This window comes from Priestia flexa NBRC 15715 (assembly GCF_001591565.1).
GTDB classification, from domain to species: domain Bacteria; phylum Bacillota; class Bacilli; order Bacillales; family Bacillaceae_H; genus Priestia; species Priestia flexa.
Window position 1 is genome coordinate 1 of record NZ_BCVD01000055.1, and the last position, 22611, is coordinate 22611.

Genomic DNA, 22611 nt, shown 5'->3' on the forward strand with positions numbered 1-22611 from the left:
TGTCTCAGTCTCTTTGTTTATTATTAATGCTTTACAGGACCTTGAATGCCCATGCCTGTGTTTGCTTTTACTAGTACTTCATCAAACTTCTTCGCATCCGCTTTTTCACTTGAAACAAGCGTGCCGATAATAGCAGCTAAGAACCCAAGCGGAATTGAAATGATGCCTGGGTTAGTGAGCGTGATGAGAGGTTCTCCAACAAAGATGGCTGCTCCTGCTTCCGGTGACCAAACGTTCGGGCTAATTGCTACAAGAATCAGAGAGCTTAGTAAGCCTACAAGCATACCCGTTACGGCACCTGTTGTATTAAATCGTTTCCAGAAAATCGTAAATAAAATGATTGGTAAGTTTGCACTAGCAGCTACTGCAAAGGCAAGTGCTACTAAAAAGGCTACGTTCATATTTTGAGCAAATAATGCAAGAATAATGGAGACAATTGATACACCAATTGACGCCCAGCGTGCCGCAACAACCTGTTCTTTTTCCGTTGCTTCACCGCGACGAACGATATGGCTATAGAAGTCATGTGCGAAAGCTGAAGCTGCTGATAAAACGAGCCCCGCAACAACTGCTAAAATCGTTGCAAACGCAACGGCTGATACAAAAGCAAATAAGAAATCTCCGCCTAAAACTTGGGCTAATAGCGGAGCAGCCATGTTACCAGCTGCGTTTGCCGCAACAATTTCATCGTATCCAACAAAGGCTGCAGCACCGAATCCTAAGAAGATGGTCATAATGTAAAACGCACCAATAATCCATGTTGCATAAATAACGGATTTTCTTGCTGTAATTGCGTCCCTTACCGTAAAGAAACGGATAAGAATATGAGGTAATCCTGCAGTACCAAGTACTAAGGCTAAGTTTAAAGAAATCATATCCAGTGGGTTGGTAAACTTGTTTCCAGGGTTTAAAAAGCCTTCGCCAAGAGGTGTTGCCGTCTTCATCTCTGAAAACATTTTTACGATGCTAAAATCAAACTTTGCAAACACAATCACGGAAATAATAAACGTCCCAATCATTAATAAAATAGCTTTGGCAATTTGAACCCAGCTTGTTGCTGTCATACCGCCAAATACAACGTAAATCGTCATTAAAACACCAACAATTAACACGGAGTAGACGTAGTCAATTCCTAGTAATAAATGAATAAGTGCGCCTGCGCCTACAAGCTGTGCAATCATATAAAAGATTGAAATCGTAATGGTATTTAAAGCCGCAACTCCGCGAACTTTCTTTTGGTCAAATCGTGCGGCAATCATATCAGCCATTGTATATTTTCCAAGATTACGCAGTGGTTCTGCCACAACATACAAAACAACAAGGTAAGCAACTAAAAATCCAATGCTGTAAAAGAAACCATCAAATCCAGAAAGCGCTACCATTCCTGCGATACCTAAAAATGATGCGGCAGACATATAGTCTCCAGCAATCGCCATTCCGTTTTGTAGACCTGTTAAACTTCCGTCAGCCGTATAGAAATCACTGGAAGTTTTGGTTCGTTTAGAAGCTAAGTATGTGATTACGAGCGTTAATCCAACAATTACAAGAAATAGTGAAAATGCAAGAGCATTCATTAACAGATCCTCCTTTTTTAGCGAGCTTCAGCTTTAATTACTTCAACTAATTCATCAAATTTAGCTGCACGACGTGTATAAAGAATACACAGTGTCCACGTCATAATAAATTGAGCAAAAGCAAATACCCATGCCCATGTCATTGATAAAAAAGCAGGTTGATTTAATACGTTAGAATAAGCTGTTAAAATAGGTAGTGTAAAATAAAAAGCTAGGAAAAATAGTGATAATGGTAAAATGAAATTCCGTTTTGTTTTTAAGAGCTGTTGAAAAGATGGAGATTGAACAATTTTCGTATAGTCTGGTGAGGTAGGTTGTTCTTCGTTTTTCTGTAACGAGCTTCCGTTCATCGCCAATGAAAATACCCCCTTTAAATTAAGTTTGGAACATATTGAATAGATGTTCCTGTACACCGTCATTATATTGTTTTCAGAAAAAAAAGTAAATTTAGATTATATGACAAAAACTCAAAAATATCGACATTTCATCTAGCCGTGAAAAAGTAAAAGGCATGGATGTTGCAGCTGAGAAGAACTAGTATATATAATTGTGAAATAACGATAATAAGTTAAAAAAGAATATATATCTCATAAAATCATCAATTTTTCCGGAAATATCTTTTTTTGAGATAATAAAAAGATAGGCTTATGTATTAAAGAAACACTTTTTCATTTAGAAGATATTTATATAATTCTGTTATATATGATATAATCAATATTAAAATATGTTATATAACAGAAAATGAGATGACAGAAAAAAGGTGACACGATGGCATTTGGATTAAAGCGTGAAGAGTTATACGCATGGAAGGAAGCTGTGAATCGAGGAGAGGTTGCATTTTTAACTCACTATTGGATCGATGATCGGTTTCCAGGTGCAACAACGGTAACAAAAGTAGGTTGCGGCGATATAGAAAAGCTCATTCAATGGGGGGAGAAATATAATATTCCGTCTAAATATATTGATAATCGTTCAGGCTACCCTCATTTTGATTTACTTGGACAACGACAGCGTGAAATATTAGCAGCAGAAAAGAAGTTAGATCAGTTAGAGAGATTTGAAAAAAACGGCTCGAAATGAGCCGCTTTTTACGCTGCTTCTTTATTCAATTTCCTCATTACAAGCCATATGTAAAGGCCAATAGCGCCGTATGAAATAAGTGTGCTTACTACTAACGCAGCAGACTGTGACATTGAAAAAAAGTCTACAACAACTTCAGGTAAATAAAGAAAAATAGGAATCAAAATACTGACCCATGTTTTAGACCAAATCGATATGGCTACTAAGAATGTAATAGCCACTAGTGCACTTAACAATCCACTTAGCGAATACAAGCCCCCGGAAACCACGAAAAGCTTTGTTTCTGTGTTTTTCTCTAGGAACACAAGCGCAACAAACCCACCAATCGATAATAAATTGTAAGGGATAAACAAAGTTAGCAAAGCTAATCCTGACAATTGTCTAGCAGCCACAACACGAAAGAGACTTAGCAAAATAAGCAGCATAACCATAATGAAAATAGGCATGCCAATAAGTGTGTAGGCAGAATACGCAATATTACCGTGAATGGCATCGCCAAGCAAGCTGTAAGCAAATACTCCTAAAATAATCATTGGTAAGTATTTTAACCATCCCATTAAGTCAGGCTTCATTTCACTTGATAAACTTTCCATATATGCTTTTGGGGATTGACCGACAATGTGGTGAACACTTTTGCCGTCTTGTTCCGCATCCCATAAATGATGAGATAACTCAAGGATAATATCTTCTGTTTCCTCTTCGTTTTTTCCACTTGAAAACAAATAAAGGCGTAAATTTTGTAAGAAGTCCGTGCTTTCTTTTGATAACGTCATATTCATTCTCCTTTCTTTCTTTTGTTGTTCATTAACTGATTAACGCTGTATGATAACGAATTCCAACGTTCTTGAAAGTCCTTTAGTTCTTGTTGTCCTTCAGGTGTTAACGTATAATACTTTCGCTTTGGACCGTTAGGCGAAGCTTTCATGATGCTTGTGATAAGCTTTTCTTTTTGCATACGGAGAAGAAGTGGATAGATGCTTCCTTCACTGACCATATGAAAACCGTGCGCTTCCAATTTTTCAATCATTTCATATCCATATGTTTCGCCTTTTGAGATGATAGCTAATAAGCAGCCTTCTAAAATTCCTTTTAACATCTGAGTTGAAGACACAAGCCGTTCCTCCTTAACTATCTTGCAATATAAGATAGTTGATTAAAAAATGTTACTATTTTGCATTACAAGATACATAATACTAATTTTTGTAAAAATATTCAAGTGGTTTCACGTTTAATTAGTAAAAATCGTGGAATAGCAATTGTAGAAGTTCTTTATATTCTCTTTTATAGGGAATTTAAAAGAATGAGCTTCTTTATTTGATAAAAATATATATGGTATTTATAATGAAATTATCATTCGGCTAAAGGAGGAGCTTAAAATGTCTGAAGTGGGTACATTAAAAAAAGGATTAGATATCTTCTCTTTACTGATAAAAGAGCCGAATATGACAATTTCTGAAATGATGAATGTGCTTCAATACAATAAAAGTACGATGTATCGCTTGGTGAGTACGCTTGAACAAAACGAGTTCATTGAAAGAACGGCTGATCACCGCTATCGTGTTTCGACTGTGCTCATGTCACAGCTATCGGGTGGGAACAGCTACGATTTAAACTGGTTTTCTGTTCCACCAATGGAGCAGCTCAATCAACAAACAAAGGAAACCATTTATGCGGGAGTTATTTCCGGTAACAAAATGGTGACAACTCAAGTTGTGAGCGGGGAATATTATAGCACGCGTACACATTCAGAAGTAGGGAATAAAAAAGCAATTCACGCAAATGGTATTGGGAAGTGTATTCTTGCCTATCAGTCAGCAGAAGTGCAAAATCAAATCATTGAACAACTAACGTTTGAAATCTTTACTTCTCAAACGCTTACATCTCGCACAGATTTGGAAGGCGAGCTACATAAAATTCGTGAACAAGGCTATGCAGTTGATAATGAAGAAGGGGAAATTGGTTTAAGATGTATTGCAGCGCCTGTACGAAAAAATGGGCAGGTCATCGCTGCTGTAGCACTTTCGGGTCCTTCTGGTCGTGTTTCTCACGATAAAGATGAGTATCACGCTAAGCTTGTTAAAAAATGTGCCGATGCAATTTCTCACACAATGACTCACAATTTGTGATTCAAATATACAGTTATAGAGGGGATGAATGGTAATGAACAATTTACAATCAACAACAAAGTTAGCAAACGGCGTTGAAATGCCATGGTTTGGTCTAGGTGTATTTAAAGTAGAAGATGGACAGCAGGTAATTGACTCTGTGAAATGGGCAATTAATGCAGGGTACAAAAGTATTGATACAGCCAAAATTTATGAAAATGAAGAGGGCGTAGGACAAGCTATTAAAGAAGCTGGTGTAACACGTGAAGATCTTTTCATTACAACAAAAGTATGGAATGCAGACCAAGGCTATGAGTCAACGTTAGAAGCATTTGAAACAAGCTTAAACAAGCTAGGTCTTGACTACTTAGATTTATACTTAATTCACTGGCCGGTAGAAGGCAAATATAAAGACACTTGGAGAGCGCTAGAAAAGCTATATAAAGATGGCAAAGTAAAAGCAATCGGCGTGTCAAATTTCCAAATTCATCACTTAGAAGATTTAATGAAAGACGCTGAGATAAAGCCAATGGTTAACCAAGTGGAGCTTCATCCATTATTAACTCAAGTAGAGCTTCGTGATTTCTGTAAAAAGAATGATATTCAAATTGAAGCTTGGTCTCCGTTAGCTCAAGGTGAATTATTAGATAATGCAGTATTGAAAGAGATTGCAGATAAGCATGGTAAATCAACAGCACAAGTCATCTTACGCTGGGATTTACAAAGCGAAATCGTAACAATTCCAAAGTCTATTAAAGAGCACCGCATCGTTGAAAATGCATCAATCTTTGACTTTGAATTATCTCAGGAAGATATGGCGAAGATTAATGAACTAAACAAAAACCATCGCGTTGGTCCAGACCCAGATAACTTTGATTTTTAATAAAAAAGAATGATAAAGAGCGTCGCTTTTTCCTAAGCGACGCTCTTTTGTTGTTCATGTTGTCTACCTGTATATTAAACACATAAGAGATACTCTCTATAAGCTAACCGAGTTTCTTCTATTATATATGTGTTTTTTTAAAGAGAAAGAGAACTGGTAAAAATATTTGTATTGTCAACAAAGCAAAATCGTGATATATTATCAGTGTAAACGGTTACATATAAAGGAGGGAGGCGTTCGTATGGTAACAATTCGAGACGTAGCGAAGCATGCTGGTGTATCTGTTGCAACGGTTTCTCGCGTGCTTAATAGCACAGGGTATGTACGCGAAGATACGAGAGAAAAAGTAATGCAGGCAATTACATTACTAAACTATAGTCCAAACGAAGTAGCGCGATCTTTGTATAAGCGTGAGTCACGCTTGATTGGATTGTTGCTTCCAGATATTACGAACCCATTCTTTCCACAGCTTGCGCGCGGTATTGAAGATGAAGTGCACAGTCAAGGATTTCGTCTTTTATTTGGAAATAGTGATGAAGATTTAAAAAAAGAAGCGGCTTATTTACATACGTTTACTCAAAATCACGTTGTAGGCATGATTACAGCCAGAACGATATCTGATGATGAAACGTATGAAGGACTGGGTTTTCCAGTTGTCTTTTTAGACCGTACATCACCCCAATATCCATCTGTATATGCAGATGGAAGAGAAGGTGGAAGAATTGCTGCACAAGAAATTATTAAAAGAGGAAGCAAACAAATTACTTTATTAAAAGGTCCTCCAAACGTAAAGCCAGCTCAAGAGCGGTTTCAAGGTGCACTTGAAACGTTAAGCGGAGCAAACGTTGACTTTCAAGTGATGAATACAACTTCGTTTTCATTTCATGAAGCAAAGAAATGGGCAAAAGAACTGTTTGAAAAGCATGCTAATACGGATGGAGTAATTGCCAGCAACGATATTGTGGCAGCAGCTATTTTACGTGAAGCGTTACAGCTGGGAAAATCAATTCCAGATGAGTTACAAATTGTTGGATTCGATGATATTCCTCAAAGTGAACTGTTATTTCCAGCTCTTTCAACAATTAGGCAGCCCGCTTATGAAATGGGAAAAGAAGCAGCAAAACTTCTATTAAAATATATTAAAAAAGAAATTGTTCAAAATAAGCATATTGAATTACCCGTTACGTTTATTGAACGAAATACAACAAGAAAGGTTGATTAACATGGTGAAAATTTCGGTTATTGGTAGCTCATCAATGGATTTAGTAGTTACTTCTAGCAAGCGTCCAAGTGCTGGAGAAACAGTGCTTGGAGAGTCGTTTAAAACTGTTCCAGGAGGAAAAGGTGCAAATCAAGCGGTAGCAGCTGCAAAGCTTGGAGCAGAAGTGTACATGATTGGTCGAGTAGGTGATGATCATTATGGAAAAATCATTTTAGATAACTTTAAGGAAAACGGTGTTAATATAGATTATGTGGAACCGGTTACACATATGGAAAGCGGCACAGCGCATATTATTCTCGCTGAAGGCGATAACAGCATTGTTGTCGTAAAAGGAGCGAACGACTTTATTACGCCAGAATATGTAGAAAGTGCAAAAGAAATCATTAAAGCATCTGATATTGTACTTATTCAGCAAGAAATTCCGGAAGAGACGGTGGAATATGTAGCTTCTCTTTGTAAGGAAGTGAATGTGCCTCTTTTATTAAATCCAGCTCCAGCAAGACAGTTAAAAGAAGAGGTCATTGAGCAAGTGACGTACTTAACGCCAAACGAGCATGAAACAATGGTTTTATTCAAAGAAAAAGCGAAAGAAGAAGTGCTCCATAAATATGCGAATAAGTTATTTATTACAGAAGGTAAAGCAGGCGTACGCTACTTTAACGGAAAGGAAGAAGTGCTTGTTCCTTCATATAAGGTAGAAGCTGTTGATACAACAGGAGCAGGAGATACATTTAACGCTGCTTTTGCCGTAGCGTTAGCTGAAAAGAAAAGCTTTGATGAAAGTATTCGTTTTGCAAACAGAGCAGCTTCATTATCCGTAACAAAGTTTGGAGCGCAAGGCGGTATGCCAACTAGAGAACAAGTAGAAGGGAACTTATAAAAATGAAACGCCATGGAATCTTAAATAGCCATATTTCAAAAGTGTTAACAGATCTTGGTCATACGGACATGGTTGTCATTGCGGATGCAGGTTTACCAATTCCAGATGGAGTACCTCGTATCGATTTGTCTTTAAAACTAGGTGTTCCTAGTTTTGAGGACGTCGTGGATGCTGTACGCGATGACATGGTTATTGAAAAAGTGATTGTCGCACATGAAATTAAAGAAAATAACAAAGAAACAATGAGCTATATAAATGAAGTCTTTTTTGATACAGAAAAGCAGTTTGTTTCACACGAAATACTGAAAGCGTTAACAAAAGAAGCGAAAGTCGTTATTCGAACAGGAGAAGTAACGCCCTATGCAAACTGTATCTTACAAGCAGGAGTTATCTTTTAAAAGGGGTGAACAATATGCACATTAAAATGTCAAATATTTATAAAGCATTTGGTGCAAACCAAGTACTTTCAGGTGTTGACTTTGAACTGCTTCCCGGAGAAGTTCACGCATTAATGGGAGAGAACGGTGCGGGTAAATCAACGTTGATGAATATCTTAACCGGCCTCCATAAACGAGATGAAGGCAGAATTGAAATTGATGGCCAAGAGCGCTATTTTTCAAATCCAAAAGAAGCCGAACAAGAAGGAGTTACCTTTATTCATCAAGAGCTGAACGTGTGGCCTCATATGACGGTTCTTGAAAATTTATTTATTGGAAAAGAGCTTTACTCACCGCTTGGAATTTTGAAAACAAAAGAAATGAAAGAGCAGGCTAAAAAGCAGTTTGATCGCTTAGCTGTGACCATTCCACTTGAGCAAGAAGCAAGCTTATGCTCTGTTGGTGAACAGCAAATGATTGAAATTGCCAAAGCGTTAATGACGAATGCGAAAGTAATCATTATGGATGAACCGACAGCAGCGTTAACAGACCGTGAAATTGAAAAGCTTTTTGAAGTGATAAATGGATTAAGAGCACAAGGTGTATCCATTGTTTACATCTCGCATCGGATGGAAGAGATTTTCACCATTTGTGACCGTATTACCGTTATGCGTGATGGGAAAACAGTGGATACAACACCAATTCTTGAAACAAGCTTTGACGACGTTGTACGTAAGATGGTAGGACGTTCATTAACGGATCGATTCCCAAGCAGGCAAACGAAAATTGGAGAAACGGTATTGGAGCTAAAAAGTTTAACAAGAAAACATGCTTTTCATGACATTTCGTTTTCTGTGAAATCGGGAGAAGTTGTTGGGGTAGCTGGCCTTATGGGTGCTGGACGTACTGAAATCATGCGTGCCATTTTCGGTCTGGATGCTATCGATTCAGGAGAAATTTGGGTAAACAACAAACCTGTCAAAATTAAAACGCCAGATGAAGCAGTAAAGTACGGAATCGGCTTTATCACAGAAGATCGAAAAGATGAAGGGCTTGTATTGGATTTTTCAATTCGAGAAAACATTGCGCTTCCAAACTTAAAAAGCTTTTCAACAAAAGGGATGATTGCTGAAAAAAGTGAGCGAGAGTTTGTCGAGCTTCTTATTAAGCGTTTAACGATTAAAACGCAATCAGCTGAAATTAGTGCGGGCAGCTTATCGGGAGGAAATCAACAAAAAGTAGTTATTGCGAAATGGATTGGTATTGGACCGAAGATATTAATTTTAGACGAACCGACTCGAGGAGTAGACGTTGGAGCTAAGCGTGAAATTTATCAGCTTATGAACGAGCTCACAGAGCGCGGAGTGGCGATTATCATGGTCTCTTCAGAACTTCCGGAAGTGTTAGGGATGAGCGATCGTGTTTTAGTAATTCATGAAGGAAAGCTAGCGGGAGAATTATCAAAAGAAGAAGCAACGCAAGAAAAAATTATGACATATGCAACAGGAGGTCAGTAACATGAATACGCCTAATGATTTACAGTCAAACAACGGGAATTATATGTCTAACATGATGCAAAAGCTAGGGCCGCTACTTGGACTCTTTATTTTAGTAGTCATTGTATCTGTATTAAATCCTAGCTTTTTGGAACCGCTTAATATTTTAAACTTACTTCGCCAAGTAGCGATTAATGCATTGATTGCATTTGGAATGACATTTGTTATTTTAACAGGGGGAATCGATTTATCCGTCGGTTCAATTTTAGCTTTATCCAGTGCATTAATGGCTGGCATGATTGTATCAGGAGTTGATCCGATTTTAGCGATTTTGATTGGGTGTTTATTAGGAGCTGCAATGGGTGCAGTGAACGGCTTGTTAATTACAAAAGGGAAAATGGCACCTTTTATTGCAACACTGGCTACAATGACTATCTTTAGAGGCTTAACGCTCGTTTACACAGACGGTAATCCCATCACTGGACTTGGAGACAATTACTATTTCCAACTATTTGGTCGTGGCTATTTCTTAGGCATTCCAGTACCAGCTATCACGATGATGCTTGCATTTATTGTATTGTGGGTTATTTTACACAAAACGCCGTTTGGACGTCGTACGTATGCAATTGGTGGTAATGAAAAAGCTGCGTTTATTTCCGGAATTAAAGTACCACGGGTTAAAATTATGATTTATTCATTAGCAGGATTATTAGCTGCATTAGCCGGAGCAATTTTAACATCACGCTTAAATTCTGCTCAGCCAACCGCTGGTACTTCTTATGAGCTAGATGCCATCGCAGCAGTTGTTTTAGGTGGAACAAGCTTAACAGGTGGTAAAGGACGCATCGTCGGAACGCTGATTGGTGCACTTATTATCGGAACATTGAACAACGGCCTAAACTTACTCGGCGTTTCTTCGTTCTACCAGATGGTTGTGAAAGGGATTGTTATCTTGATTGCGGTACTAATTGACCGTAAAAAAGCAGCGTAGGAGGGATCATCGTGAAAAAAGTATTATTACTGATTATGTCTTTGTCCGTTTTGTTATTAGGAGCTTGCTCACTAGAGCCTCCAACTTGGGCAAAGCCTTCTCAAAGTGGAGATATTAAAGATATGAAAATTGGCTTATCGGTTTCTACTTTAAATAATCCATTCTTTGTTTCGTTAAAGAATGGCGTTGTAAAAGAAGCGAAAAAACAAGGTATTGAAGTAATTGTCGTTGATGCACAAAACGACTCTGCAAAACAAATTAACGACGTGGAAGATTTATTACAACAAGGAGTTAACGCACTGCTTATTAATCCTACGGATTCTTCGGCTATTTCAACAGCGGTTCAGTCAGCGAACGGTATTGGAGTACCGGTTGTGACGCTTGACCGTTCAGCTGAAAAAGGAAAAGTAGAAGCGCTGGTAGCATCTGATAACGTAAAAGGTGGCCAAATGGCTGCAGAATATGTGGTGAAAACATTAGGAGAAAATGCAAAGGTTGCGGAATTAGAAGGAGTACCTGGAGCTTCAGCAACGCGTGAACGTGGAAGTGGGTTCCATAATATCGCAGATGAGCAGCTAGACGTTGTAGCTAAACAATCCGCTGATTTTGATCGTACAAAAGGGTTAACCGTTATGGAAAATGTCCTGCAAGGAAACCCTGATATCCAAGCGGTATTTGCGCATAACGATGAAATGGCACTAGGCGCTATCGAAGCGATTACTAGCTCTGGAAAAGACATTGCGGTCATCGGGTTTGATGGCAATGAAGATGCTCTTAAAGCCGTTGAATCAGGTGCACTAACTGCAACCGTTGCTCAGCAGCCAGAGCTGATTGGAGAGCTTGCTGTAAACGCAGCGAAAGATGTGTTGCAGGGTAAAAAAGTTGAAGAGAAAATTTCTGCACCATTAAAGCTTGTTACAAAAGAATAATAAAAATAAAGATATAAAGCCTCTTATCTAGTAAATTAGACAAGGGGCTTTACTATTGTGAGAAAGTAAGAAATGTATGATGTTTTTACTATAAAACGCAAGAGAAAAAGTAAATAAACAACCATTAAAGTAATTAAATGGAAATAAATCACGTGAATAAGTTCACAAATTCGCTATTTTTCGTTGTAACAATGTAATAATTCTGTAACATAACGACTTTTTGACAAAATTCTTCATTGTATATTGGACATTTTTTTACAGTCATTTAAAAGATGAGAAGTTAAAAAAACCTTTATACAGCAGGGGTTCACGTAAATGTATGAATAAAAAGTTATACTTATATACAGAAAATGGGAAACTTTTAACGGTATTGTAACATAACTCCCCTCTTTTTTATGGTATAACTATGTCTATGAGGAAAGGGGACTATTACTTTATGAAAATTTTAAAGCGTATGACTCTTGTAGCAGTCACGGGAATGTTCTTCACGGCAGGCATAACAGAGACTCACGCCCAATCGAATGAAGAAGCGCTCCAAAGTACTGAACAACAGCTTAAAGAAAGCGAAAAGGCTGTTCAACAAAAAGAAAAAGAGAAACAGTCAATCGATACGGACGTAAAAGCATTACAAAGTGAACTAGATTCTTTACATAAAGTTATTTCTGATAATGAGAAAGAATTAGCTTCAACTGAAAAGAAAATTAAAGAAGCGAAAAGCATGATCGAAAAAAAGAAAGAAGAGATTGTAGAGCTTCAAGAAAAAGTTCTTAGTCGTAAAGACATTATTGAAGAGCGCTTAGTTGCATTGCAACATGATGATAAATCAAATGCTATGCTTGAAATGGTAATGAATGCTGAAAGCTTTGGTGACTTAGTTGCACGTATGGGTGCAGCAACAACGCTTCTATCAGCAGACAATGATATTTTAAAGCAGCACCAACAAGACTTAGATCAAATTGAAAAAGATAAAAAAGAAATTGATAAGCAAGAAAAAGTACTAGAAGAAGAAGAAGCTAATTTAAAAGCAAAAAAAGCTGAATTAGAATCAAATATCTCAAAACAAACAGCTGCTCTAACAAAGATGCAAGAAAAGTACAGCGCAGTTGTAAGTGATATTGAAACAGCTTCATCTGAAAAAGCAAGCCTACAGTCACAATTAGCAACAATTCAAGATAAAATTTCTGCAGAGCAAAAAGCTGCTAAAGAGCAAGCTGAAAAAGTAGCTAAAGAAAAAGAAGTAGCAGCTCAAGCTGAAAAAGAAGAAAATCAGCGCCAAACAGACCTAGCAACGGCTAAAGCTGAAGTGAAGCAAGAAAAGAAAGTTGAAAGCACAAAGCCAGTTTCTAAAACAGAATCAAAACCAGTATCAAAACCAGCATCAAAGCCAGCTTCTGAATCTAAACCGGATAAAGTAAGCGGAAAAGAAATGTATGTTCAATCAACAGCATACACGGCAAGCTGCGCAGGTTGTAGCGGTAAAACAGCAACAGGTATTGATTTAAAAGCTAACCCTCACTTAAAAGTAATCGCAGTTGATCCATCAGTCATTCCTTTAGGTTCTAAAGTGTATGTAGAAGGATACGGAGTTGCGGTTGCTGGTGATACAGGTGGCGCAATCAAAGGTTATAAAATTGACGTATTCGTACCAAGCAAATCTGCAGCGATGTCATGGGGACGCCGCACAGTAAAAGTAACGGTACTGAACTAACAAAAAGCATGGGACTCTTCCCATGCTTTTTTATTACCCCATTTTAAAAGAAACAAACTGTTAGATATATAAGTTACTAGAGGCTTTAAATTATTAGGGGAAAGAACAGTCCTCATCAAAAGCTTCCTGATAAAAAAGCCTCGTGATTGAAATGAAAGATACGACACTTCAGCAGGATTAGCGAGACAGGCGAGACCCCGCAGTTTACGAGGAGGCTCAGCGCTCGCCCTGCGGAAAGGTGGCAATTTGTAAGGGGAATTACGCCAAGTAAAGAGTGATTTTAAAATCATAAGAAGCAAGAAATGTGTTCATTAAAAGTATGCCAAGTAGCGAGAGTCTTTATTACCTTCAAATAAATTATTGCTGTTAAAAGATAAATTAAGCAAAAAAGTCTCTTTGCAATAGCAAAAAAATCTGTTTTCCCTCTTAATAAGCTAGCTGGGTATATTCTTATAGTGCAAAATACAATCGTTTACAATTTTATAAAGGGGAGAATGCTAAATACCTACATTTTTAATAAGTAATTGAATTTTCTAATTACTTTAACGAAGGGATTTTAGTTAACGAATGGTTAACTTACTCTAAGCTCCTTCCGTCACTAACAAACGTTTCTCTTCTTTTAGTGAAGGTCGTCTTCCTATACAAATTTAATCAAAAGGCAAAAATGTATCATTTTTGCCTTTTATTTTTACCATTGAGTAAATGGCCAATCCTTCATATAATTTAACTAAGTTAATTGTATCCGCTTACATAAAGCTTTCAAAAAGGCAAAAAAGAATTATGTAACGTTTACATCAAACTCAAATTTTGTAAGAAAAAGAAAATGAGTTTATTCAGAGGGGGATTACGATGAAGCGTTGGTTTGGTCTTATCAGCTGTACACTTATTTTCACGCTGATCTTAGCAGGATGTGGAGGGAAATCAGCAGACGAAGCAAGTGGGAGCGGAAGCAATGGAAAAGAGGTAGTTGCTTGGGCATGGAATATTAACGTTCCTGTTTTAGAAAAAGCAGCTGAAGAATATCAAAAAGAAAACCCAGACTTTAAATTGAAAGTTGTAGATATGGGACGTGAAGACGTTTACTCAAAACTAACAACAGGTTTACAAGCAGGGGGTAAAGGCCTTCCAGATATCGTGTTAGTGGAAGATGATCGCTTCCAAGGGTACGTTAATTCATTTCCAAAAGCATTCTTAAATCTATCAGAAAAAGGCTTTGATGAGCACGCTGATAAATTCCCAGAATTTAAAAAGCAGCTTCTTTCTAAAGACGGTGAAATGTATGGCTTCCCGTTTGATGCTGGCCCAACAGGTGTCTTCTATCGAACAGATTTCTTTGAACAAGCAGGTGTAGACCCAGCTACAATCGAAACGTGGGATGACTACATTGCTGCTGGTAAAAAGATTAAAGAAAAAGTAGGCGTTGACTTACTTGGTCTTGATTTAAACAATGATGACGGATTATTCCGTATGACATTAACACAACAAGGTACATTCTACTTTGATGACAAAGGTGAACTTAACTTAACATCTAAAGAGTCTCAACAAGCAATGGAACTAAACAAAAAGCTAAAAGATGCTGGCGTTGTTCGTAACACAGTTGGTTGGGATGCTTCAATCAGTGCATTAGCAGAAGGAAAAGTAGCATCTTCTCCATCAGGTGCATGGTTATATGGGTCAATTGAGCAACAAGCACCAGATTTAAAAGGGAAATGGGGCGTATTCTTACTTCCATCATTTGAAAAAGGCGGAAATCGTGCTTCAAACCTAGGTGGTAGTAACTATGTTGTAACAGCAAACAGTAAAAAAGCTGATGAAGCTTACAAATTTATGGAGTACTTCTCAACAACAGATTCAGTTCAAGAAGCAGCAATGGAAGGTGGATTATTCCCTTCATTAAACACTGTATATGATTCAGAGTTATTCACTCAGCCTGATGAGTACTTCAGCAACCAAACAATTTGGAAAACGTTCGCAGATGAAATGCAGGACATCAAACCAGTTAACTTTACTGGAAACTATTCTGTTGCAAATGACGAAGCTGTAAAAGCTGTATCAGAAGTAACGAATGGAAAAGACATCAAAAAGTCATTAGAAGCAGCTGAAAAGCGTTTGGAAAATCGCATTAAGTAAGCATTTACTATAAAAATAGAACGTTAAGCAAGCGTTGAGTTGAATCCCCTGCTATTTGAAGCAGGGGATTCAACTCAAAGTCTCATGCTTGCGGTGTAAAACGGAGGTCATCATGAAAACAAATAAATCATTGCCATATGTCTTTATTGCACCTGCCTTGATCTTGTTTGCATTATTTACGATTTATCCAATCTTTTCTTCGTTTATGTTAAGCTTTCAAACAATGGATGCAGGTGAATATTCGTTTACAGGTCTTTCGAACTATAAGCGCCTACTTGAAGATGATATCTTCTGGACAGCGCTTGGTAATACGGGAATCATTTTAATTATTCAAGTTCCAGTAATGATTCTTCTTGCATTAGTGTTAGCAAATGCATTAAACAGCCAGCTACTGAAGCTAAGAGGACTTTTCCGCGTATCCTTCTTCTTGCCAGCGGTTACGTCTTTAGTTGCCTATTCAATCTTATTTTCCATCATTCTTCAAGATGAAGGAATCATGAACACGTTACTTGGGTTCATCGGTATAGATCCAATACAATGGCTAGGAGATCCTTTCTGGGCGAAAGTATCAATTATCGTGGCGATGACTTGGCGCTGGACAGGCTACAATATGGTTATTTTCTTAGCTGCATTACAAAGCTTGTCTCACGAAGTTTATGAAGCTGCGGATTTAGATGGAGCTAATCGCTTCCAAAAGTTTTTCCATGTGACGGTTCCACAGCTTAAACCAGTTATCTTATTTGCAACCATTTTATCAACAATTGGAACGCTACAATTATTCGATGAGCCTTTTAACTTAACTAAAGGTGGTCCAGCTGACTCAACGATGACGCTTGGTTTATACATTTATCAAAATGGCTTCGAATATTTTGATTTTGGTTATGCATCAGCAGTTGCATATGTTGTTGTATTACTAGTGGGTGTATTAACATTCTTCCAATTTAAATTTACGGGTGATAAATAATGAGTGTAGTAGAGAGAGTACAGACGACAACTGTTAACACAAAGCCAAATGTAAATAAAAAGAGAAAAAGTGGATTGCTGCGAAAAATTGGTTTATATTTTTTATTAGGTATCTTCACCGTCATTTCTATCTTTCCGTTTTATTGGATGTTTATCGGTGCTACAAACGAATCAGGCAAGATGTTTACCAATCCGCCAACGCTAACACCTGGCGGTCAGTTTATGACAAACTTTCAAAATTTAAATGCATCCATTGACTTAGGACGCGTATTCTTTAACTCAATGTTTGTATCTATTGTATATGTTATTGTGGCATTAATGGTTTGTTCGACAGCAGCTTATGCATTATCTAAGTTTGAATTCAAAGGGAGAAATCTTATTTTCACAACGTTCTTACTGTCGATGATGATTCCTTATCAAGCAACATTAATTCCGCTGTTTCAAATGATGTCTAACTTCAACTTATTGGATACGTATTTCGCGTTAATCGCACCGCAGCTTTGCTATCCATTTGCTATTTTCTTGCTTCGACAAAATTTCTTGGCTTTTCCAACGGAATTAATTGAAGCTGCGAGACTTGATGGAGCTGGAGAGTTTAGAATTTTCTTAACAATTGTTCTGCCTTCTATGAAACCAGCGATGGCAGCAGCTGCAATCTTCCTGTTTATGACGCAGTGGAACAACTTCATGTGGCCTCTTGTTGCAACTACATCAAATGAAATGGCAACATTGCCTGTTGCGTTATCTAGCTTAATTGGCTTATCGTTTATTGACTACGGGCAAGTGATGATGGGCGTTACGATTGCGACGATTCCAATCATTATTTTCTTCCTTGCACTGCAGCGTCACTTTATCTCAGGTATGTTAGGAAGTGCTGTAAAATAAGAAACAAAAAAGCTCCGGTTATTGGAGTTTTTTTCTAGAAATGATTGCGTTTTCAATGTATGCTAGAAGCAAATCAAAAACAAAGGGGAGAAAAGATATGACAAGGATTCCAGTAGCAGTGCAGCTTTATACGCTGCGCGATGAGCTAGAAAAAGATTTTAAGGGTACGATTGAAAAAGTAGCAGAATTAGGCTACGAAGGCGTTGAGTTTGCGGGTTACGGAGGATATTCAGCACAAGAAGTAAGGGAGCTTTTGGAACAAGTAGGCTTACAAGTGGCTGCTAGTCATATCTCATTAGAACAGCTTGAAGAGAACCTTGAAGAAGTTATTTCGTTTGAGAAAGAGCTTGGTAATACAGCGATTGTTTGTCCGTATTTAGCTCCAGAACGACAAACTGAAGAAGGCTATAAGCAATTAATCAGCGTACTAAATCACACAGAGCGTCGCTGCGCCGAAGAAGGTATTAAGCTTTATTACCACCACCATGACTTTGAATTAAAGGAGCTACCAAATGGCAAGTCAGCTCTTGAAACGATTTTAGATGAAACAAATGTAGGCGTCGAGTTTGATGTGTATTGGCTTACAAAAGCAGGGGGGAATCCTGTTGAATGGATGAAGAAATATCAAAATCGTGCTCGTTTAATTCATCTAAAAGATATGACAACCGATGACAAGCAGTTATTTGCGCCGCTTGGAACTGGCGGAGTGAATTTAACTGCCATTTTAAGTCAAGGAGACAATATGGATGTGAAGTGGTGGATCATTGAGCAAGATCAATGTGAAGGCCCTGCGTTAGATAGCGTTAAACAAAGCTTAGGTTATTATCTACAACATGCATAATAAAAAACACATCTGCGACAGCCGTTTAATTAACGAGTTGTTGCAGATGTGTTTTTTTTATTTAAGGGGTCCATTCAATCTCACCACATTGGTTATTATAGTCAATTTCAACGTGAAAGTCGTGTTTTTCATAAAAATGAACCAATCGATTAACATGGTCCCAATCGCGCTTTGCGATATCACCTTTGATGGTGTGTACGTTTTGGTCACGAGCTACTTCTTTTAAATAGTTCATGCAGATAGAACCATAACCTTTGTTAGCAGGTCCTTTAATATCGCCAATATGAATGGTATGGTCGTCTTCATATACGCCATGAATAGCAAAATCCCAAACGCCTTTATACGCTTTATGACAATTGTTAATCATAATTTTGCATTCATTTCCGTCATTTTGTGCCGATACAATAACTAACTCATTTTCTTCAGGTTGATCAACACCAATGACCTCGTATTTTTTAGCAATTTCTTTCAAATTATCCTGCATTCGATATAACTGAAATTCTAATTCATCTAATGTTTCCTGTAACTCTTCCGCATCTTTGGGTTCTGATGGAGCAAATGCACTTAACACTGATGTAATCTCCTTTCGTCTAATTTTATATTTTAGGAATAATGAAAAATGATAGTAGTGGAAAAAGCGTAGTAGTTATAGATTAAATAATTAGTCATACAAATAAGAATTGAGGTGCTCTTCTTATCATCTATGACTAGGATATATTATTCGTATTATAAAATAAACAACGTTAATTACCGTAACAAATGAAACAATTATTGTCAACGATAACCCTTTATTTTAATCGATTAAATAGGTTGTGTGCAATTATAAAATGAGGTATATTCTCTAGAGTAATAGTTTGGAAATTGACAGGTCTTTATAACTAACAAAAGGTAAAAAAGTATAGTTTAACGTTAATACTTTTAAATGTGGCTGAATGAAAAAATAAAAAAGGTGTTGTCTAAAATGGAAAAATATCAGGTAGCTTTGCTAATGAATATACGCAAGCAGTTGCAGGAATGGTTTGAAAAAAGTCAACCCGTGCAGTATCAAGATGTAAAACGGTTCTTGCATTCGGTGGCAGGTACATCTCAAACCATTGGACTTGAATACTTAGGAAAAGTATCAACAGAGCTTTTGGATCATATTTCTGAACATCCACAGTCAACTTGGCATACAAAAGAACTGCAGAGTCTGCTAATCGATATTATAAAAATTTGCTATAAAGATGAAGGAATTGGAATTCCAGAAGAAGCAATAAATAAGCTGTTTACAAAGTTTTATCGCGTTGATAATTCGGATATGAGAAAAATTGGTGGAACAGGATTAGGGCTTTCTATTGTAAAAGAAATCGTTAAATCGCATCAAGGTGAAATTAAAGTTGATTCAGAGTGGAAAAAAGGGAGCACATTCACGATTAGTTTGCCTTTAATGACAACTCATTCCGTTGAACAACTCGACCAAGAAAAAGAAGAAGGTAAGCGTAGCATCATCATTATTGAAGATGATAAAAGTCTAGCAAGCCTGTTGCAAGTAGAGCTAAAAGAAAGCGGTTTTTACGTTCGACATTTTGATCGAGGCGAAGCTGCAATAGAAGCGATACAAGATAATCCGCCAGAAGCTATTGTATTAGATATTATGCTACACGAGCATGAGATGAACGGGTGGGATATTTTAAAGACGCTGAAAGGTGATCCAACTACTGAGCATATTCCAATTTTTATTTCGTCAGCTCTCGATGAAAAAAATAAAGGTATGGAATTTGGAGCATATGCTTATTTAGTGAAACCGTATCAAACTAGCAAATTAACGAATACGATTTTACAAATGATTGTAGAAAAAAATGAAGGGAACGGGGAAATTTTAGTTCCACGATCAGACACAGAATAGCATAAAATAAAATGCTAGAGAAAGATGTGAAAAAAGAGTGGTGAAAGCCATTCTTTCTTTTAAAAAAACTTGAAAACGTTATCATAATGTGGTTTTATTAAACTATAGGCATAACAATGATGACCTTTGAACAACTTTTTCACCTCCTTATTTGATATAAGGAGGCTTTTTTTTATAAATTAGTCATAACTGGCCGATAGTATATAAAAGGGGGACTTATATGGATATTGCTCATATTATCGCAGAAGAAAAAATCAAACAAGCGATTAACGATGGTGATTTTAATGGTTTACCAGGAGCAGGAAAGCCGCTGCAGCTAGAAGACTTGAGTCATATTCCAGAAGAGCTGCGTCAAGCATATCGGATGATGAAAAATGCTGGTATGGTTTCAGATGAGAAGCAACTGAAAAAGGAAGTCCTTACGCTTGAACAGCTGGCAGCTGTTTGTAGCGGTGATGAAAAAGCTGAAGTAGAACAAAAGCTAACAGAAAAAAAAGTAATGCTACAGCAAATCATGAAGCAAAAAGGCATGATGTCTTCTCCTTCTTATCGTCAATATCAACAAAAGATTCATGCGAAATTTTTTGACTAACAAACGAGAGACAGCTAATATAGGGATACAATCTTTTAGAGAAATAATATGGTAAAGGCACGATCGGAGGCTAGCAGCTTGAGAATATTCATTTTGCTTCTTAGCATTATATTATTAGTAGCTTTTTGCTGGTATATCTTCTCGTCCCAAACAAAGCGGGCAAGTTCGTCGGGAGAAATACCTGTTTTGTTTATACATGGATATTTAGGAAGTCAAAATAGCTTAGGAACGATGATAAAACGATTTGAAGAAAACAACTGGGGACAAAAATCAGCATATTGTATCGTGAGAAGTGATGGAACAGTACAGTGGAAACAAAAAGGAAAGTTAGCGGGACAGTTACCTATGATACACGTTGTCTTTAAAAAGGCAGATGCAAGTCTTGAAGAGCAGACGAAATGGGTTGGGCGTATTATCGATGACCTAAAGAAAATGTATCATATTTCCTCTGTTGATTTATTAGGTCATAGTATGGGTGGTTTAACCGCTACAGCCGTTAGCTTAGAAAGACCTAAAGATGTTCATAAGCTTGTAACACTTGGTTCCCCATTAAAAGGCTTAGACTATGGTGAACTAATGGAAATGTATCCACGTGCAAAGAATTACCAGGCGTCTGAAGGAGCTCGTGATTTAGTTTTTCATTCCGCTGCATTAAGAGACATGCATGCTAGGAAAGAAGATTTTGCACAACATATTGATATATTTTCCGGAGCTGGAGATATTGGCGATGGTACGGATGGCGTTGTAACGATTGAAAGTGCATATGGACTTGACTCATTTACCGAACATATTCATTTTCAGACATTCCATGAGTCGCACTCAAATTTACATGAGAGCAAAGAAGTCGATGAAGCCGTTTATCAATTTTTAAAGAGAGATTAAAAGCATGTATATGACGACATATGCATGTTTTTTTGTTTATCTGAAAAAGCATAGTTGACATTGATAATCGTTATCATATAAACTGATAATAATTATCAATTACTGATTGAAAATAATAAGCTTTTTGAACATAAGACAAACTTAAAGAGACTCAGTTGAAATGTATAAATAGAAAAGGAGAAAAATCAATGGATAAACATTTAGTGGTAATAAAGGCATTTAGTCATGAAGTAAGCTGTTGTTGTCCTGGAGAAAGTCATCAACATGTCATTACCTTCCACCAAGGAGATGTATGGACGCTTACAGATGAACGGAAATATATTGATTCGTTAGGCTGGCATTCGTTGATGGATGTCAATCGAGAGTTTCAATGTTTCATAAGTACTGAAGAGCTTCAAGATTTATATCTGAGCGGAGTCATCTGTTCAATATTAGATGTAGATCTTCAAATGAATCATTTGAACTTTAAGATTAACGAAGCACTTGATACACAAAACCGAGAATTATTCCATTCGATGGTTAGCAAGCGATTTAACTTACAAAAGATAAGAGATAAAGTGGATGCAATTTATGCACAAATTGTTTAAATGTAAGTAAGAGGAGTAAAGAAATGGCGAAAATTCTAATTGGATATGCAAGTATGTCGGGTAACACAGAAGAGATAGCAGTTCTTCTGAAAAATAAAGTTCAGAGTGCAGGACATGAGGTACATATGGAAGAGCTTGAATTATTAGATGTACAAAACCTATCAGCGTACGATGGTATTCTACTTGGAGCTTATACGTGGGGTAACGGAGATTTACCTTATGAAGCAGAAGATTTTTATGACGATTTAGATGAAATGAATCTAACTGGTAAAAAGGCAGCTGCTTTTGGTTCAGGGGATCGCGTTTATCCAGAGTTCTGTGCGGCGGTAGACCTACTTGAAGAAAGATTGAAAAAGTGTGGAGCGGATATTGTTCAAGCCGGTTTAAAAGTTGAAATGGCTCCTGAGACGGAAGAAGATATTCGAGCATGTGAAGCATTTGCTGTTACCTTTTTAAATGAACTAAATATTAGCACTTATTAACAAAAGAGGCTGGAGCATAAGTAATTCAGTCAATGATAAACCTAAACGATTGAGAGTTCATCGCTTTTAATCATTTAGGTTTTTTGTTGATTGTGAAAACAAGGTGGAATGGAGCGTAG

General features: G+C 37.2%; 24 protein-coding genes. 19 read left to right on the top strand and 5 right to left on the bottom strand.

Going from position 1 to position 22611, the window contains the following annotated elements; all coding sequences use genetic code 11:
- Positions 1–23 precede the first annotated feature (23 nt).
- Positions 24–1574 (bottom strand): solute symporter family protein, encoded by a 1551-nt coding sequence (locus BFL01S_RS10770; RefSeq protein WP_025910374.1) that lies wholly within the window; start codon positions 1572–1574, stop codon positions 24–26.
- A 17-nt stretch (positions 1575–1591) separates the two neighbouring features.
- The gene (locus BFL01S_RS10775) at positions 1592–1924 is read right to left on the bottom strand and encodes a DUF485 domain-containing protein (RefSeq protein ID WP_035320939.1); all 333 of its coding nucleotides are present in this window, start codon (positions 1922–1924) and stop codon (positions 1592–1594) included.
- Positions 1925–2342: 418 nt separating this feature from the next.
- Here BFL01S_RS10775 and BFL01S_RS10780 point away from each other — a divergent pair, with 418 nt between their 5' ends.
- Positions 2343–2654 (top strand): hypothetical protein, encoded by a 312-nt coding sequence (locus BFL01S_RS10780; RefSeq protein WP_061785689.1) that lies wholly within the window; start codon positions 2343–2345, stop codon positions 2652–2654.
- An 8-nt stretch (positions 2655–2662) separates the two neighbouring features.
- On the opposite strand, the gene BFL01S_RS10785 is transcribed toward BFL01S_RS10780, so the two are convergent.
- The gene (locus tag BFL01S_RS10785; RefSeq protein WP_025910377.1) at positions 2663–3427 is read right to left on the bottom strand and encodes a hypothetical protein; all 765 of its coding nucleotides are present in this window, start codon (positions 3425–3427) and stop codon (positions 2663–2665) included.
- Between the two features lie 2 nt (positions 3428–3429).
- Positions 3430–3765, bottom strand: a complete 336-nt coding sequence (locus BFL01S_RS10790; RefSeq protein WP_025910378.1) for a PadR family transcriptional regulator — start codon at positions 3763–3765, stop codon at positions 3430–3432.
- A gap of 265 nt (positions 3766–4030) precedes the next feature.
- Between BFL01S_RS10790 and BFL01S_RS10795 the strand changes: the two genes are divergently transcribed.
- From BFL01S_RS10795 to BFL01S_RS10855, 13 genes are all read left to right on the top strand, one after another.
- Complete coding sequence (locus tag BFL01S_RS10795; RefSeq protein WP_061785690.1) at positions 4031–4780, top strand: IclR family transcriptional regulator; 750 nt, start codon at positions 4031–4033, stop codon at positions 4778–4780.
- Between the two features lie 34 nt (positions 4781–4814).
- Entirely contained in the window at positions 4815–5642 is an 828-nt protein-coding gene (pgoN, locus tag BFL01S_RS10800) for a glyoxal/methylglyoxal reductase (RefSeq protein WP_061785691.1), read from the top strand.
- 241 nt (positions 5643–5883) lie between these two features.
- Positions 5884–6864 carry a LacI family DNA-binding transcriptional regulator gene (locus BFL01S_RS10805; protein WP_061785692.1) on the top strand — a complete coding sequence of 327 codons (981 nt, stop codon included), beginning with the start codon at positions 5884–5886 and terminating at the stop codon, positions 6862–6864.
- Position 6865: 1 nt separating this feature from the next.
- Entirely contained in the window at positions 6866–7744 is an 879-nt protein-coding gene (gene rbsK / locus BFL01S_RS10810) for a ribokinase (protein ID WP_025910382.1), read from the top strand.
- Between the two features lie 2 nt (positions 7745–7746).
- Positions 7747–8142: a D-ribose pyranase gene (gene rbsD, locus BFL01S_RS10815; RefSeq protein WP_061785693.1), complete on the top strand. Its 396-nt coding sequence runs from the start codon at positions 7747–7749 to the stop codon at positions 8140–8142.
- 14 nt (positions 8143–8156) lie between these two features.
- Positions 8157–9638, top strand: a complete 1482-nt coding sequence (locus BFL01S_RS10820) for a sugar ABC transporter ATP-binding protein (protein ID WP_061785694.1) — start codon at positions 8157–8159, stop codon at positions 9636–9638.
- Position 9639: 1 nt separating this feature from the next.
- The gene (rbsC, locus tag BFL01S_RS10825; RefSeq protein ID WP_025910385.1) at positions 9640–10608 is read left to right on the top strand and encodes a ribose ABC transporter permease; all 969 of its coding nucleotides are present in this window, start codon (positions 9640–9642) and stop codon (positions 10606–10608) included.
- Positions 10609–10643: 35 nt separating this feature from the next.
- On the top strand, positions 10644–11537 hold the full coding sequence (gene rbsB, locus BFL01S_RS10830) for a ribose ABC transporter substrate-binding protein RbsB (protein ID WP_242529457.1): 894 nt from the start codon (positions 10644–10646) through the stop codon (positions 11535–11537).
- 436 nt (positions 11538–11973) lie between these two features.
- Positions 11974–13245, top strand: a complete 1272-nt coding sequence (locus tag BFL01S_RS21350; protein ID WP_061785695.1) for a 3D domain-containing protein — start codon at positions 11974–11976, stop codon at positions 13243–13245.
- Between the two features lie 849 nt (positions 13246–14094).
- The gene (locus BFL01S_RS10840) at positions 14095–15375 is read left to right on the top strand and encodes an ABC transporter substrate-binding protein (RefSeq protein ID WP_025910388.1); all 1281 of its coding nucleotides are present in this window, start codon (positions 14095–14097) and stop codon (positions 15373–15375) included.
- Positions 15376–15487: 112 nt separating this feature from the next.
- Complete coding sequence (locus BFL01S_RS10845) at positions 15488–16339, top strand: carbohydrate ABC transporter permease (RefSeq protein WP_061785696.1); 852 nt, start codon at positions 15488–15490, stop codon at positions 16337–16339.
- A 77-nt stretch (positions 16340–16416) separates the two neighbouring features.
- A complete protein-coding gene (locus BFL01S_RS10850) occupies positions 16417–17223 on the top strand; it encodes a carbohydrate ABC transporter permease (RefSeq protein ID WP_061785701.1) in 807 nt (268 codons plus the stop codon).
- A gap of 97 nt (positions 17224–17320) precedes the next feature.
- Positions 17321–18064: a sugar phosphate isomerase/epimerase family protein gene (locus BFL01S_RS10855; protein ID WP_061785702.1), complete on the top strand. Its 744-nt coding sequence runs from the start codon at positions 17321–17323 to the stop codon at positions 18062–18064.
- 61 nt (positions 18065–18125) lie between these two features.
- On the opposite strand, the gene BFL01S_RS10860 is transcribed toward BFL01S_RS10855, so the two are convergent.
- Entirely contained in the window at positions 18126–18635 is a 510-nt protein-coding gene (locus BFL01S_RS10860; RefSeq protein ID WP_025910392.1) for a GNAT family protein, read from the bottom strand.
- Positions 18636–19025: 390 nt separating this feature from the next.
- Between BFL01S_RS10860 and BFL01S_RS10865 the strand changes: the two genes are divergently transcribed.
- From BFL01S_RS10865 to BFL01S_RS10885, 5 genes are all read left to right on the top strand, one after another.
- Positions 19026–19949 (top strand): ATP-binding response regulator, encoded by a 924-nt coding sequence (locus BFL01S_RS10865; RefSeq protein ID WP_061785697.1) that lies wholly within the window; start codon positions 19026–19028, stop codon positions 19947–19949.
- Positions 19950–20169: 220 nt separating this feature from the next.
- On the top strand, positions 20170–20541 hold the full coding sequence (locus tag BFL01S_RS10870; RefSeq protein ID WP_061785698.1) for a DnaJ family domain-containing protein: 372 nt from the start codon (positions 20170–20172) through the stop codon (positions 20539–20541).
- A gap of 48 nt (positions 20542–20589) precedes the next feature.
- Complete coding sequence (locus BFL01S_RS10875) at positions 20590–21423, top strand: alpha/beta fold hydrolase (RefSeq protein WP_268873889.1); 834 nt, start codon at positions 20590–20592, stop codon at positions 21421–21423.
- Positions 21424–21611: 188 nt separating this feature from the next.
- Positions 21612–22010 carry a hypothetical protein gene (locus BFL01S_RS10880; protein ID WP_025910402.1) on the top strand — a complete coding sequence of 133 codons (399 nt, stop codon included), beginning with the start codon at positions 21612–21614 and terminating at the stop codon, positions 22008–22010.
- Positions 22011–22033: 23 nt separating this feature from the next.
- A complete protein-coding gene (locus BFL01S_RS10885; protein ID WP_061785700.1) occupies positions 22034–22492 on the top strand; it encodes a flavodoxin in 459 nt (152 codons plus the stop codon).
- Positions 22493–22611 lie beyond the last annotated feature (119 nt).